Here is a 14,736-nt window from a genome sequence, read left to right as displayed (position 1 = left end):
GCGTTGAGTAGTTCCGAGGAATCGGCGCATTCCGTGCTCCTGAGTGGGGGTGTGCGTACGGCGCCATGCTCGCAGACCCGTGCGGGACCGCAACCGAATAAATCGGCGCCGCTCAGTGCTGGTGCAGCCCCCGGCCCGCCAGGGTCAGGAACGTCTCGCCCACCGCCTCCGAGAGCGTCGGATGGGCGTGGATCTGCTGGGCGACGTCCGAGGGCTCGGCGTCCCAGGCGACCAGCAGCTGGCTCTCGGCGATCATCTCCGAGACGTTCGGCCCCACCATGTGCACGCCCAGGACGGCCCCGGTGGCCTCCCCGCCGGCACCGTCCGCCGCCACCACGACCTTCACCACCCCGCCCTGCCCGTACACCATTCCCTTCGCGAGGGCGGTCAGCGGCAGGGAGTTGACCTTGACCTCCAGGCCGCGGGCCCGCGCCTCGGCCTCGGTCAGCCCGACCGAGGCGGTCTGCGGCGAGGAGTACGTCACCCGGGGCACCGTCGCGTAGTCCACCGGCCGGGACGGGATCCCGGCGAGCGTCTCGGCGACCAACAGGCCCTCCGCGAAGGACGCGTGCGCCAGGCCCAGCGACGGGGGCGGCAGCAGGTCGCCGACCACGTGGATGCCGGGGACGGCGGTCTCCAGCCGGGACCAGTCGGCCGGCGGCACGAAGCCCCGCTCGTCGGTGGCGAGCCCGGCGGCCGCCGGCTCCAGCCCCTCGGTCACCGGCACCCGGCCCACCGCGACCAACAGTCGCTCGGCCTCGACCACCACGTCCTCGCCCTTTGCGGTCCGGACGGTGGCCCGCACCCCGTCGTCCAGCAACGTGGTCCCGGTGAGCGTGGCGCCGGTACGGACCGTGATGCCGCGCCGCTTCAGCCCGCGCGCCAGATGGCGGCTGACGGCCTCGTCCTCCAACGGAAGCAGCCGGTCCGCGGCCTCGACGAGGGTGACCTGGGCACCCATCGAGCGGTGGAACGAGGCGTACTCGACGCCGATCGCACCTCCGCCCAACACCAGGACGGATCGCGGGAGTTCGGCCGCGAACAGCGCGTCGTCGCTGGTGACCACCCGGCGCCCGTCGGCGGTGAGCCCCGGCAGCATCCGCGGTCGGGAGCCGGTGGCCAGCACGATGCCGCGCCGGGCGGTGAACCGGCCGGCGCCCTCGACGACGACCGCACGGGGACCGGCCAGGCGCGCGCTGCCGTGGACGACCCGTACGCCCGCCGCGGCCAAGTGGCCCACCACGCCCTGGTGGTTGCGGGCGACGATGGTGTCGCGGGTGGCCACCAGCGCGGACCAGTCGACGGAGTCCACGGTGGCCCGCAGGCCCCACCGCTCCCGTGCCTCGGCGACCCCGTCCACCAACTCGCCGGCGTGCAGCATGGCCTTGCTCGGGATGCAGCCGCGGTGCAGACAGGTGCCGCCGACCAGATCGCGTTCGGCGAGGACCACCCGCAGACCGAGCGAGGCGGCGCGGAGCGCCGTGCTGTAGCCGCCGGTGCCGCCCCCGATGATGATCACGTCTGTTTCGCTCATATCGGCAAGCCTGGTCCCACCTGCGGTGATGAGTCCAAGGCAATGTTTCTATGGAGGTCATGAGCGCTGTGCATCACGCGCCGGAGGAGGGCGGGGAATGAGCCTGCGGCAGATGGAGTACCTGGTGGCGGTCGTCGAGGAGGAGTCCTTCACCCGCGCCGCCGAGGCGCTGCACGTCACCCAGTCCGCGCTCTCGCACCAGATCAAGGCGCTGGAGCGGGAGGTCGGCGGCCCGCTGCTGGAGCGGCTGACCCGCGGCGTGCGGCTGACCGCGATGGGCCGGGCCTACTTCCCGCACGCCGAACTCGCGGTCCGCAGCGCCCGGCAGGCCCGCCGCGCCGCGCTGGCCGCGGGCGGCGCGGAGACCGGCGAGCTGCACATCGCGGCCGTGCACGCGCAGGCCGTCGGGGTCCTGCCGGCGGTCTGCGCACGCTGGGCCGAGGAGCACCCCGGCGTTCAGCTGGTGCTCCACGAGTACGCCACCACCGAGGAGCTCTACGAGCACATGGCGCGCGGCGTCGCCGACATGGCGCTCGGCCCGCGCCCCGAGGGCTGGCCGGGGCCGGTCACGGTCGTGGGGCGGGAGCGGATCGTGCTGGTCGTCCCGCACGGCGACCCGCTCGCCGCCAGGGAGTCGGTGCGCCTGGCGGAGCTGGCGGACCGGCCGTGGGTGCGCTGTAGCCTGGAACCGGTGCTGGACGGGCGGCGCTGGCTGGACCTGGAGTGCGAACGGGCCGGCTTCACCCCCCGTACCGCCGTCCGCACCCAGCACAGCTCGACCGCGGTCAGGATGGCCGTCGCGGGCGTGGGCGTCCTGCTCACCGCGGCCCATGAACTCACCGGTATGGACTGTGCGCAGGTGCCCACCGACCCACCGTGGCGCCGGGACATCACGGTCTTCTCGCGGGTCGAACTGACCGGTGCCGCCGCGGAGTTCGTGGCACTGCTGGGCGAGTTCGCGGAGCGCGGCGAGCAGTGACGGTCCACAACGTCCGTGTTGGGGACGGGAACTGACGAGATATCACTCACGCACCAGCAGCGCCACCGGATACGTCGCCAGCAGCTCGCTCAGCCCCACCGCCTCGTCGCCCGGCAGCGTGCGCCCGGTCAGCAGCTCGCGCCAGGGGCTGCCCGAGGGCAGCCGCAGCCTCGTGTCCCACCACCCGCCGGTCTCCGCCAGGCGCAGCGACAAGCGGGTCACCGCGGTCAGCACCCGCCCGCTGCGGCAGAACGCCACGCAGTGCTCGGCCGCCGGCCCCTCGGCGTGCACCGGCTCGTACGTCGCCGCGGCACCGAACCACTGCGGATGGTCGCGGCGCAGCCGCAGCGCCGCGGCCGTCAGCCGCAGCTTCTCCGCTGACAGGTCGTCGGGCGCCGCGCACGGTGCCGTCCCGCCGTCCAGCGCGGCCAGCAGCTCCGGCCGGAAGCGGGCGGGCCGCCGATTGTCCGGGTCGACCAGCGCCGCGTAACCGACTTCGGTGCCCTGGTAGAGATCGGGGACGCCCGGCATGGTCAGGTGCAGCAGCGCCGCGCCCAGCACGTTCGCGCGGACGAACGGGGTGAGGTCCGTGCCCAGCTCCGCCAGCGGAGCGGCCGGGGGACCGCACGGCCCACCGCGGACGAACTCCGCCACCGCCTCCTCGTAGTCTGCGTTCCGCTCCGTCCACGAGGTGCGCAACCCGGCCTCCCGGACGGCCTTGAGCACCGCGGGCTCCACCCGCTCCCAGCCGACTGCCCCCGCCGCCGGGCCGTCCGTCGTCCCGCCCAGGCCGAACACCGTCTGCCAGGCCGTCCAGGACACCATCGGATCCGCCGGGCCGACACCGTCCACCCCGCCGGCGCCGGCCCCGCACACCGCCTCGTCGGCCAGCCCACCGAGCACGTCCCGCCACCGGTCGGGGCACTCCGACAGCACCGCGATCCGCGCCCGGACGTCGGCGCTGCGCTTGGTGTCGTGCGTGGAGAGCACTGTCCCGGTCACCGGCCAGTCCCGCTGGATGCGGGCGCAGAACGCATGGAACGCCTCCGGGTCGAGCGCCGGCTCCCCGGGGTCGCCGCCGACCTCGCAGGCCGACAGCAGCACGGGGTAGCGGTAGAAGGCGGTGTCCTCCACCGACTTGGCGTGCAGCGCGGAGGCGGTCTGGGCGAACCGTGCGGCGAAGTCGGCGCGGTCCGCGGCGCCCAGGGCGCCGTCGGCCGGGGTGGCGCCGTCCGCCGGCAGGCCGAGCGCAAGGGCGTGGACCACGTCCACCGCCCGCGCCTCCTCGGGCACCCGGAACGTGCCGCGCGCCCGCTCCGCGGCCCGGCCCAGCATCACCGCGTCCACCGTTGCCCGAGAGTCGTCGGCGGCGTACGGCCGGTACACCGGCAGCCGCACCAGCAGCTCACGGATCGCCTGCCGCAGCGCCCAGGGGGCATGGTCACCCGGCAGCGGGTCGCGCCCGGTGATCCGGACCGCGGTCCGCACCAGGCGCTCCACCTCCGCGGCCAGATCGTGGGTGACGACCTCGTACGCGGCCCGGCGCACCGTCTCCTCCCAGTCGCCGCCCTCGTCGGCCAGTGGGGTGACGAAGTCCCGGTAGTGGGAGAAGAGCCGTCCGACGCCCTGCGGGCAGACGAACAGCCCGTCGACGTGCCGGAGGGCGTCATAGCCCGTGGTGCCCGCGCAGGCCCAGCTCTCGGGGAGGTGCTCGTCACCGGTGAGGACCTTCTCGACGACGGTCCAGCGGCCGCCGGTCGCCTCGTGCAGCCGGGTCAGATAGCCGCCGGGGTCCGCCAGACCGTCCGGGTGGTCGACGCGCAGCCCGTCGATGACGCCCTCGTCCATCAGCCGCAGCACCGTGCCGTGCGTCGCCGAGAAGACCTCGGGGTCCTCGACGCGCACCCCGATGAGCTCCGAAATCGTGAAGAAGCGCCGGTAGTTGAGCTCGCTGCGGGCCAGCCGCCACCAGGCGAGGCGGTACCACTGGGCCGCCAGGAGGAGCGGCAGCGGCAGCTCCTCGGTACCGGGACGCAGCGGGAAGGCGTGTGCGTGGTAGCGCAGCAGCCCCTCCCCGGGGTCGACGACGAAGTGCTGCGCCTCGTCGCCGAGCCGCCCGTGGAGCACCGGCAGCAGCACCCGCCCGCTGTGCCCGCCGTCCCAGTCGACGTCGAACCACCGCGCGTACGGGGACGTCGGCCCGTTGCGCAGCACGTCCCACAGCGGCCCGTTCAGCGCCACCGGCTCCGGCACGGCCATGTGGTTCGGCACGATGTCGACGACCAGCCCGAGGCCGTGCGCCCGGGCCGTCGCGGCCAGCGCCCGCAGCCCCTGCTCGCCGCCCAGCTCGGCCCGGACCGCCGTGTGGTCGACCACGTCGTAGCCGTGCGTGGACCCGGGCACCGCCTCCAGCACCGGCGAGAGGTGCAGATGGGAGACGCCCAGTGCGGCCAGATGGGGGACCGCCCGTTCGGCGGCGGCGAACGGGAAGTCCGGCTGGAGTTGCAGCCGGTAGGTGGCGGTAGGCGGCGGACTCGATGGCTGCGTCATGGGAACACCCGTACCCCGCGGGGAGCCCGTTGTGTCATCGGCCGCGTACCGAAACTCCGCATCGCCCGCACCGCCCCGGGCCGCGCCGCCGCCACCGTCACGCCGGCCGTTGCAGCACCAGCAGGCTCCGGTCGGTCAGCGTCAGCCGGTCGCCGGCCTTGACCTTGGCGCCGCCGCCGTCCGCCGCCCCCCGCGGCCGGTCGGTGTCCACGACGACCTGCCACTGCCGGCCGAGGTGTTCGGGAACCATGAACTCCTGCTCCTGGTCGTGGGCGTTGAACATCAGCAGGAACGAGTCGTCGGTGATCGGCTCACCGCGCGGACCCGGCTCGGAGATCGAGCTGCCGTTGAGGAAGACCGTCAGCGACTTGGCGTGCACCGACTGCCAGTCGCGCGGACCCATCTCCCGGCCGCCGGCCGTGAACCACGCGATGTCGGACAGCTCGTCGCTGGTGCCGTCCAGGGGGTGGCCCTGGAAGAACCGCCGCCGTCGGAAGACCGGGTGGTCGCGCCGCAACCACACCATCCGGCGGACGAACTCCAGCAGTTCCAACCGTTCCTCGTCGCCCCAGCGGGTGCCCCCCGCCCCGCCCGTCCCGTCGGAATCCGTCACCTCGTCAGACTCGTCGGCCTCGGCAGTCTCGTCCGCCTCGGCCGTCCCGGACACGTCTGCCGCCCCGTCCGGCTCGTAGGACGCGTGCGACGCGCCGCCCGCGCCCTGCCCGGGTTCCGGCCAGCGCACCCACGACAGCTCGGAGTCCTGGCAGTAGGCGTTGTTGTTGCCGTCCTGGCTGCGCCCGAACTCGTCCCCGTGGCTGAGCATCGGCACGCCCTGCGACAGCATCAGCGTGGCGAGGAAGTTCCGCATCTGGCGGGCCCGCAGCCGGCGCACCCCGGGGTCGTCGGTGGGGCCCTCGACGCCGCAGTTCCAGGACCGGTTGTGGCGCTCCCCGTCCCGGTTGTCCTCGCCGTTGGCCTCGTTGTGCTTGTCGTTGTACGCGACCAGGTCGTGCAGGGTGAAGCCGTCGTGGCAGGTCACGAAGTTCACCGAGGCCAGCGGTCGCCGGCCGTCCTCCTGGTAGAGGTCCGAGGAGCCGGCCAGCCGGGAGCCGAACTCCGCCAGGGTGCGCGGCTCGCCCCGCCACAGGTCCCGCACGGTGTCCCGGTACATCCCGTTCCACTCGGTCCACAGCGGCGGGAAGTTCCCCACCTGATAGCCGCCCTCACCGACGTCCCACGGCTCGGCGATCAGCTTCACCTGGCTGACGACCGGGTCCTGGTGCACCAGGTCGAAGAACGACGACAGCCGGTCCACCTCGTGGAACTGCCGGGCCAGCGTGGCCGCCAGATCGAAGCGGAAGCCGTCCACGTGCATCTCCTGCACCCAGTAGCGCAGCGAGTCCATCACCAGCTGGAGCACGTGCGGGCTGCGCATCAGCAGCGAGTTCCCGGTGCCGGTGGTGTCCATGTAGTACTGCCGGTCCTCCGACAGCCGGTAGTAGGAGGCGTTGTCCAGCCCCCGGAAGGACAGCGTCGGGCCGAGGTGGCTGCCCTCGGCCGTGTGGTTGTAGACCACGTCGAGGATCACCTCGATGCCCGCCTGGTGCAGCGCCCGCACCGCCGTCTTGAACTCCAGCACCTGCTGCCCGCGGTCGCCCCAGGACGCATAGGCGTTGTGCGGCGCGAAGAACCCGATGGTGTTGTAGCCCCAGTAGTTCGTCAGCCCCGCGTCCACCAGCCGGTGGTCCTGGACGAACTGGTGCACCGGCATCAGCTCCAGGGCGGTCACCCCGAGCTTCGTCAGATGGTCGATGATCGCCGGGTGTGCCAGCGCCGCATAGGTGCCGCGGAGCTCCTCGGGGAGCTCCGGATGGCGCATCGTCAGGCCCTTGACATGGGCCTCGTAGAGCACCGTCTCGTGGTACGCGGTGCGCGGCGGACGGTCGTCGCCCCAGTCGAAGTACGGATTGACCACCACCGACGCCATGGTGTGCGGCGCCGAGTCGAGGTCGTTGCGCACTTCGGGGCGGCCGAAGTGGTAGCCGTAGACCGCCTCGTCCCAGTCGATCACGCCGCTCATGGCCCGGGCGTACGGGTCGAGCAGTAATTTGGCGGAGTTGCAGCGGTGCCCGCGCTGCGGCTCGTAGGGGCCGTGCGCCCGGAAGCCGTAGCGCTGCCCCGGCATCACCCCCGGAAGGTAGGCGTGCCGCACGAAGGCGTCGCTCTCGCGCAGCTCGACGGCGGTCTCCGAACCGTCGTCGTGCAGTAGACACAGCTCGATGCGGTGCGCGGCTTCGGAGAACACCGCGAAGTTGGTGCCCGCCCCGTCATAGGTGGCACCCAGCGGATACATCTGTCCCGGCCAGACCTGCATGCGTAGACTCTTCCACTTTCTCGTCGGGCGCTGCGGCGACTCCACGACACACGTCCGCGGACCGAAGGCAAATCCTTCCCCACCTTGTCGCAACCTGTCGCACACACCGGTCTTTTCACGCGATCTCCGCTGAATGGTGGGCAACCTGTCGCGATGTCGGATCGTCCTACAGGTCGTCCTACTGGAGGACCGACGGGGGAACCGAGATGCATGTCACGGAACGTGACAGCAGGGGGGTACCGTGCGCAATCTGATGCACCGCCACCTCGGCAAGGTCGTCGCGGGCACCGCCATCGCGCTCACCGGCACCGCCGTCATGGTCGCGATCACCTTGCCGTCCGACGCCGGCGCCACCGACGGCACCGGACGCCGACCCGCCGCGGCCGGCGCCGCCGCACCCGGGCGCGACCCGGGAGCGCCGCCGCCCGGTGTCGTCGAACGGGCCCGCACCCAGGGCGCGCACGGCGTGGGGCGCGATCCGCTCACCGACGACGAACTCCGACGCGCCCAGGACCTGGCGCTGCCGCGCGCCCGGCGCGGCGCCGCACGGGACGTCACGGGCCGGTCCGGGCCCGAGCCGCTCACCACCGACCTGGCCGAACTCGCGCCGTCGGACGCCGGGGCGGCCGACCCGCCGCGCCGGGCCCTCGTCGCGTCCTACGACTACGCCGACGACAGCTACCTCACCACCACGGTCAACCTCACCACCTCGACGGTGGAGTCCAGGGACGTCCAGCACGGGGTACAGCCGCCGCCCGGCCACGACGAGGCGGTCGAGGCGGCCCGGCTGCTGATCGCCGACCCGCTCGGCTCCGGGCTGCGCCAGGACTACCGCGACGCCACCGGGCGCGACCTCACCGGCCCCGACCCGCTCGCCGTCACCGGATTCGTCTACCGGGGCCGAGCCGAGGGCGATGCGCCGGGCGCCCTCGCCGCCTGCGGCGACCACCGCTGCGTCCGGCTCTTCACCAAGATCAAGAACGGTCCGTGGATCGACACCCGTCGCTTCGTCATCGACCTCAGCGCCCGCACCGTCGCCCGCCTGGGCTGACCGCGCCCTCCGGTCGTCCGACCCTGCTTCGCACAGGAGCCGCAACCATGCCCGTACGTCGCACCACCGGCACCCGCATCCGTCCCCCGCACCGGCGCGCCGCGCTCGCCGCCGCCCCGCTGCTGCTCGCCGGGACGGCCCTGCTCGCCGGCCCGGAGGCGCAGGCCGTCCCCGAGGCGCCCGCCCCGACCGCACCCGCTCCTCGTTGCAGCGCCCCGTACCGCATCGACCAGACGCTCGACGGCGGCACCGTCTGGCGGATGTGCTGGCACTACGAGGGCCACGCCGGCCTCGTCCTGGACGACGTCTCGTACCAGCCCAAGGGTGAACCCGCCCCGATCAAGGTGCTCACCAGCGCCAAGCTCGCCCAGATCCACGTCCCCTACGACGATGGGAAGAACGAGTACGACGACCTCACCGGCCAGGACTTCGCCCAGGGCCTCCAGAAGCTCGACCCCGCCGAATGCCCCGGCGGCACCATCAAGACCGTCAAGGTGCCCGGTGCCTGGGACCCCGCGCACCCGAACGTCAGCGGTCTGTGCGCCACCACCCGCGCCCGCGGCCACGCCTACCGGAAGGGCCCCTACCCCGGCGAGGACGCCCCGACCTACCAGCTCCAGGGCAAGGACCTGCTGCTCTACACCGTCAACAAGGTCGGTTGGTACGAGTACATCACCGAGTGGCGGTTCTCCGGCGACGGCACCATGACCCTTCAGGTCGGCGCCACCGGCACCGTCTCCCCGAGCGACTACGACGCCGGCGACGGCCGCGGCATGCCGATCGGCAAGGGCGCCAAGGACTACGCCACCAGCCACAGCCACAACGTCTTCTGGCGGCTCAACTTCGGCCTGGACGGCTCCTCCGCCAACAAGGTCGAGCAGTTCGACTCCGCCACCACCACCCGGCCCGGCGGCCGCACCGCCACCATCCGCACCACCCGCACCCCCGTCACCCGGGAGTTGGCCGGGGACGCCGGCCCGATGCGGTGGTGGCGCGTGGTGAGCGACCGGGGACGGAACAAGGACGGCCATCCCCGCTCGTTCGAGATCGTCCCGGGCCGCAGCAGTAAGTACACCGGCCGCAGCTACACCCAGCACGACATCTATGTCACCGACTACAACACATGCGAGCAGTTCGCCAGCAACAACCTGGCCAACTGCGGTGCCCACGCCGGACGGAGCGTCGACACCTGGGTCAACGGCCAGCCGCTGAAACACCCCATCGCGTGGGTCAACATCGGGTTCCACCACATCGCCAGGGACGAGGACCAGGAGCCGATGCCCGTGCACTGGCAGGGCTTCCAACTGGTGCCACGCGACGTCACGGCTATGAATCCGCTCACTCCGCCCGCGCTGTCCGGTCACAACGGGCACTACGGATAAGGGGAGTTGGTAGACGACTCGACCCATCCTGCTGCACCGTCTCCCGCACCGCAGTAGTCTGCCTTGATCGTTGACACGGGGGTTCGGAAGGCGGTGGCAGGTGAGCGGCGGGCTGGAGTTGCCCCCTGGTGACGAGAGTCATGAGGGTCATGAAGGCGGCTCCGTCGACGCACCGCCCGGCGCGGTGTCCCTGGCACGGCCGTTGGAGATCGGGGCGGAGCTGGACTGGGGCGCCGACGCCTGGAGCGAGGTGCGCACCCGTGCCCGCCGTGCCGGACGCGCCTACATCTGGCTGAATCTCGTCGAGCAGCGGCTGCGGGCGGTGGTCTCGGCCGTTCTGCGGCCCATCTACGAGCCGGTGCACGGCGACGAGTGGGTGATCGCGGCGGCCGGCCCCGCCGGGCAGGAGTGGGTGCAGCGCGCGGTCGCCGTCCGCGAGGTCAGCCGCCGCAAGGGCTACCTCCTCGACCCCGCGGACGACAACATCGTCAGCTTCCTGACGCTGCCGCAACTCCGTGAACTGATGGTCCAGCACTGGCCGTGCTTCGAGCCGTACTTCGACGACCGTCGCGACGTCGAGCTGGCCCTCGACGAGCTGGAGGTCGCCCGCAACATCGTCTCCCGCAACCGCGCCCTGTCCGAGACCGTGCTCGCCCAGGCCGAGCGCGCCTCCGCCCGGCTCCTGGACCTCCTCGGCTCCGGCATCGGCACCCGGATCTCCGGCCGGCTGCCCATCGACGCGGTGGAGGACCTGGTCGGCGACCGCTACGCCGACGTCATCGGCGTGCACCCCGACCGGGTGCGGTTGCAGCGGCAGCTCCCCGCCGAGGACCTCTTCGGCGGCGCCCGGCGGCTCGACGCCGTCGGCATAGGCCTGAACCTCCTCGTCCAGAACTACTCCGGCCGCCGCCTGGTCCGGCTCGCCGAATCGGGCTGCCGGGTCCGGCTGCTCTTTCTCAACCCCGCCAGCAGTGCGGTCCGCCGCCGGGAGCGCGAAATCGGCCTCAAGAAGGGCGAGATGAGCCGCTCCATCGAGATGAACATCCTCCACATGCGGCGGGTGCGGGCCCGGCTGCGCGACCCCGGAGCCTTCGAGATCCAGGTCTTCGACGAGACCCCGCGCTTCACCGCGTACCTCGTCGACGGGGACGGTCCCGACGGGATAGCCGTCGTCCAGCCCTACCTCCGCAAGAGCCGCGGCATGGAGTCGCCGGTCCTCGTCCTGCGCGGCGGCGGCCGCGAGGTCGTCCGTCAGGACGCCCGGGACGGACGCGACGGCGACCACGGCCTCTTCGAGACCTACCGGGAGGAGTTCGAAGGCATCTGGGCGGATTCCCGGCCGGTTTCCTGATCGTCTCGTACGGTTGTTCGCATGTACTTCCGGGTCCTCTCCGCGCTCGACGTGCGCTCCGCCGACGGCCGCCCCGTCCCCGTCCCGGAGACGAAGGTCCGGGCGCTGCTCGCCGCCCTCCTGGCGCACCGCGGCCGACCCGTCTCCACGTCCCGGCTGGTGGAGCACCTGTGGGGCGCACGGCCGCCGGCCAACCCCACGGCCTCCCTCCAGAGCAAGGTCTCCCAGCTGCGCCGCGCCCTGGACACCGCGGAGCCGGGCGCTCGCCGACGGGTGACGGCCATGCCGCCGGGCTACCGGCTGGACATCGCCGCCGAGGCCCTGGACGCCGGCCGCTTCACCGCGCTGACCGCCCGCGCCCACGCCTGCGCCGACCCCCGGGAGCGGGCCGCACTGCTCGGCGAGGCCCTGGAGCTGTGGTCCGGACCGGCGTTCGGCGGGTTCGCGGACCACGACCTGGTGCGCCCGGTGGCCGCGAGCCTGGAGGAGCAGCGGCTGACGGCCCTGGAGGAGCGCGCCGCGGCACGCCTGGAACTGGGCGAGCACACCCCGTTGACCGGTGAGCTGGCCGGGCTGGTGGCCCGTCACCCGCTCCGGGAACGGCTGCGCGCCCTGCACCTGACCGCCCTGTACCGCACCGGCCGGCAGAGCGAGGCGCTGGCCGCCTACGGCGAGATCCGCGCCCGGCTCGCCGACGAGCTGGGCGTCGACCCCGGACCCGAACTCGCCGCCGTCCACCAGGCGATCCTGCGCCAGGAGCCCTGGGAGGCGCGCGGTACCGGGCACCCGGGGAGCGGCGAGCCGGCGGCGACCACCGTGACCGCCCGCCCCCGGACCAACCTCCCCACCCCGCTGACCGCGCTCCTCGGCCGCCAGGACGCCGTCCGCCGGATCGGGGAACTCCTCGGGGACACCCGTCTGGTGACCCTCACCGGCCCCGGTGGCGTGGGCAAGACCCGCCTGGCCCTGGAGACCGCGGGCCGGCTCGCCGACGCCTTCCCGGACGGTGTCTGGCTCGTCGAGCTGGCGGCGCTGCGCCGCCCGGACGACCCGGCGGGCGACCGCGCGGAGAAGTGCACCGCCGCGCAGGTGGCCGAGGAGGTGCTCGCCGTCCTCGGCATACGGGAGGGCGCCGCGGCCGGGCCGGTGGCGGAGCGCCTGGTCGGCGCGGTCCGCGGCAAACGCCTGCTGCTCGTCCTGGACAACTGCGAGCACGTCATCGAGGCGGCCGCCGAGGTCACCGCCGAGCTGCTGGCCGCCGCCCCGGAGCTGCGGACGCTGGTCACCAGCCAGGAGCCGCTGGGGCTGGCGGGCGAGGCGGTCCGGAGCGTCCCGCCGCTGGAACCGGCCGGCGCCGCCCAGCTGTTCGCGGCCCGCGCGGCCGCCGCCGACCCCGGCTTCGCCCTGGACGCCGACACCGCACCCGCGGTGGCGGAGATCTGCCGCCGCCTGGACGGCATCCCGCTCGCCCTGGAGCTGGCCGCCACCCGCGTCCGGGCGCTGGGCGTACGCGAGCTCAGTGCCCGGCTGGACGACCGGTTCCGGCTGCTGGCGGCCGGACGGCGCGGGGTGCCGGCCCGCCAGCAGACCCTGCGGGCCGTGATCGACTGGAGCTGGGAGCTGCTGCCCGACCCCGAACGCACCGTGCTGCGCCGCCTGGCGGTCCAGGCGGACGGCTGCACCCTGGAGGCCGCGGAGGTGGTCTGCGCGGGTGACGGGGTGGCGCGGGACGAGGTGCCGATCCTGCTGGCGCGCCTGGTGGACCGGTCGCTGGTGGCGGTGTCCCGGACACCGCACGGACTGCGCTACCGCCTCCTGGAGACGGTCGGCGCCTACTGCCTCGACCGGCTCCGGGAGGCCGGCGAGCTGGCCGCGGTGCGCCGGCGCCACCACCGCCACTACACCGAACTGGCCGAACGCGCCGCCCCGTTGCTCTACGGCACGGCACAGCGGGAGTGGCTGGAGCGGCTCGACCAGGAGGCCGCCAACCTGCGGGCCGCGCTGGACGGTTGGGTCCGGGAGGGGGCGGCGGACCGAGCGCTGCGGCTGGTCGACGCGCTGGCCTGGTACTGGTTCCTGCGCGGCCGGCTGGCGGAGGCGGGCCGTTCCCTGGAAGCGGCGCTCACGGCCTGCGAGGGGGCGGCCGGCCCGGTCCCGGAGGGCCGCCGGCTGCGGGTGACCACCTGGCAGGTCGGGACGGCCTCGCTGGCGGGCGGCGACACGGACCCCGTGGCCCGGGCCGATGCCGTCCTGCGCCGGTACGCGGCCCACCACGACCCGCGCGACCGGGCCTGGGCCCAGTGGTTCCTGGGCTACGCCCAAGTGGGCCTGGGCGACCCGGCGGTGGCGGCGGAGCGGATGTCCGGTGCGCTGGCGGCCTTCCGCGCGCTCGGCGACCGGTGGGGCACCGCCGCGGCGCTGAGCAGCCAGGCCCTGGGCGCGGGCGGCGGGGAGCTGCCCGCGCGGCGCCGCGCCGCCGAGGAGAGCGCCGCCCTCTTCCGCGAACTGGGCGACCGCTGGGGCCAGTTGCAGGCCGGCGATGCGCTCGGTGCGATTGCGGAGATCACCGGTGACTACGACCGGGCGGCCCGGCTCCACCGGGACGGGCTGCGGATCGCCGAGGAGCTGGGCCTGTGGATCCAGGCCTCGTACAAGCTCTCCGGGCTGGGCCGGATCGCGCTGCTGACCGGCGATCCGGCGGGCGCCCGGGACTTCCACGAGCGGGGCCTGCGGCTGGCGGCCGAACAGTCCCATCTGCGTGGCGAGATGTTCGCCGAGTGCGGACTCGCCCTCGGCGCCCGGCGGGAGGGCCGCCTCGACGACGCCGAGGCGCACCTGCTGCCCTGGCTCACGTGGTGCCGGGGCCGGGACGGCGACCCGGGAACCGCGTTCGTCCTGGCCGAGCTCGGCTTCCTCGCCGAACTGCGGGGCGATGCGCCGGCCGCCCGCCACCGCCATCTGGAGGGCTTCGCGGCGGCCCGCGCCACCGGCGACCGGCGCGCCGTCGCCCTGGCGCTGGAGGGCCTGGCCGGTGCGCAGGCGCTGGCCGGGCACTGCGGCTCCGCGGCGCGGCTGTTGGGCGGCGCGGCGGCGGTCCGTGCCGCGGCCGGGGCGCCGCAGCCCGCCGCGGAGCGCGGCGACGTGGCACGCAGCACGGCCGCGGCCCGTGCCGGCCTGGGCGAGGCGGCGTTCGAGGCGGCGTTCGCGGCGGGCGCGGATGCGGCAACGGAGGACCTGGTGGCGGAGGTGACGCAGGGGGCGGAGCCCTCCGGGCCGGCGACGAAGGCTCCCGCAACGGCGGCTCCGGAGGCTCCTGCAACGACAGCTCCGGAGGCTCCGGCGACGGCGGCTCCGGCCCCGGCTCCGGCTCCGGCTCCGGCCCCGGCCTTGGTGGTCTCGCCCACGGCGCCCCGGTGAGCCCCCTGCTGTCGTGCCCGGACGCCCGGCCCGGGGGATTGTCAGTGGTGCGTGGGAGAGTGGGCGAGCAACGGGGGAAGTACCACCGAAGGAGGCCG

8 protein-coding genes are annotated in these 14,736 nt (G+C 73.9%); 5 read left to right on the top strand and 3 right to left on the bottom strand.

Annotation, left to right across the window (positions count from 1 at the left end; genetic code table 11):
• Positions 1-112: 112 nt before the first annotated feature.
• Positions 113-1,534 (bottom strand): dihydrolipoyl dehydrogenase, encoded by a 1,422-nt coding sequence (gene lpdA, locus AB0C96_RS14190; RefSeq protein WP_362917067.1) that lies wholly within the window; start codon positions 1,532-1,534, stop codon positions 113-115.
• Between the two features lie 97 nt (positions 1,535-1,631).
• On the opposite strand from lpdA, the gene AB0C96_RS14185 reads away from it, so the two are divergent.
• Positions 1,632-2,513 carry a LysR family transcriptional regulator gene (locus AB0C96_RS14185; protein WP_362917065.1) on the top strand — a complete coding sequence of 294 codons (882 nt, stop codon included), beginning with the start codon at positions 1,632-1,634 and terminating at the stop codon, positions 2,511-2,513.
• Between the two features lie 42 nt (positions 2,514-2,555).
• Here the strand turns inward: AB0C96_RS14185 and treY are convergent, their stop codons facing one another.
• Positions 2,556-5,063, bottom strand: coding sequence for a malto-oligosyltrehalose synthase (gene treY, locus AB0C96_RS14180; RefSeq protein WP_362917063.1), 2,508 nt, complete (start codon positions 5,061-5,063; stop codon positions 2,556-2,558).
• A gap of 97 nt (positions 5,064-5,160) precedes the next feature.
• The gene (glgX, locus tag AB0C96_RS14175) at positions 5,161-7,437 is read right to left on the bottom strand and encodes a glycogen debranching protein GlgX (RefSeq protein WP_362917061.1); all 2,277 of its coding nucleotides are present in this window, start codon (positions 7,435-7,437) and stop codon (positions 5,161-5,163) included.
• Positions 7,438-7,678: 241 nt separating this feature from the next.
• Between glgX and AB0C96_RS14170 the strand changes: the two genes are divergently transcribed.
• From AB0C96_RS14170 to AB0C96_RS14155, 4 genes are all read left to right on the top strand, one after another.
• A complete protein-coding gene (locus tag AB0C96_RS14170; RefSeq protein ID WP_362917059.1) occupies positions 7,679-8,488 on the top strand; it encodes a Tat pathway signal sequence domain protein in 810 nt (269 codons plus the stop codon).
• 47 nt (positions 8,489-8,535) lie between these two features.
• Positions 8,536-9,870 (top strand): copper amine oxidase, encoded by a 1,335-nt coding sequence (locus AB0C96_RS14165; RefSeq protein ID WP_362917057.1) that lies wholly within the window; start codon positions 8,536-8,538, stop codon positions 9,868-9,870.
• Between the two features lie 100 nt (positions 9,871-9,970).
• Complete coding sequence (locus AB0C96_RS14160) at positions 9,971-11,221, top strand: SAV2148 family HEPN domain-containing protein (protein ID WP_362917055.1); 1,251 nt, start codon at positions 9,971-9,973, stop codon at positions 11,219-11,221.
• Between the two features lie 21 nt (positions 11,222-11,242).
• The gene (locus tag AB0C96_RS14155; protein ID WP_362917053.1) at positions 11,243-14,638 is read left to right on the top strand and encodes a BTAD domain-containing putative transcriptional regulator; all 3,396 of its coding nucleotides are present in this window, start codon (positions 11,243-11,245) and stop codon (positions 14,636-14,638) included.
• The last annotated feature ends 98 nt before the right edge of the window (positions 14,639-14,736 follow it).

Origin of the sequence: Streptomyces sp. NPDC048506 (assembly GCF_040651315.1) — a bacterium.
Classification (GTDB): domain Bacteria; phylum Actinomycetota; class Actinomycetes; order Streptomycetales; family Streptomycetaceae; genus Streptomyces.
Note: the sequence above shows the minus strand (reverse complement) of the source record. Positions and strands in the feature narration are given on the sequence as shown.

Coding starts and splice junctions, on each gene's coding strand:
- lpdA (WP_362917067.1), bottom strand. CDS start 1,534: ATGAGCGAAACAGACGTGATCATCATCGGGGGCGGCACCGGCGGCTAC.
- AB0C96_RS14185 (WP_362917065.1), top strand. CDS start 1,632: ATGAGCCTGCGGCAGATGGAGTACCTGGTGGCGGTCGTCGAGGAGGAG.
- treY (WP_362917063.1), bottom strand. CDS start 5,063: ATGACGCAGCCATCGAGTCCGCCGCCTACCGCCACCTACCGGCTGCAA.
- glgX (WP_362917061.1), bottom strand. CDS start 7,437: ATGCAGGTCTGGCCGGGACAGATGTATCCGCTGGGTGCCACCTATGAC.
- AB0C96_RS14165 (WP_362917057.1), top strand. CDS start 8,536: ATGCCCGTACGTCGCACCACCGGCACCCGCATCCGTCCCCCGCACCGG.
- AB0C96_RS14155 (WP_362917053.1), top strand. CDS start 11,243: ATGTACTTCCGGGTCCTCTCCGCGCTCGACGTGCGCTCCGCCGACGGC.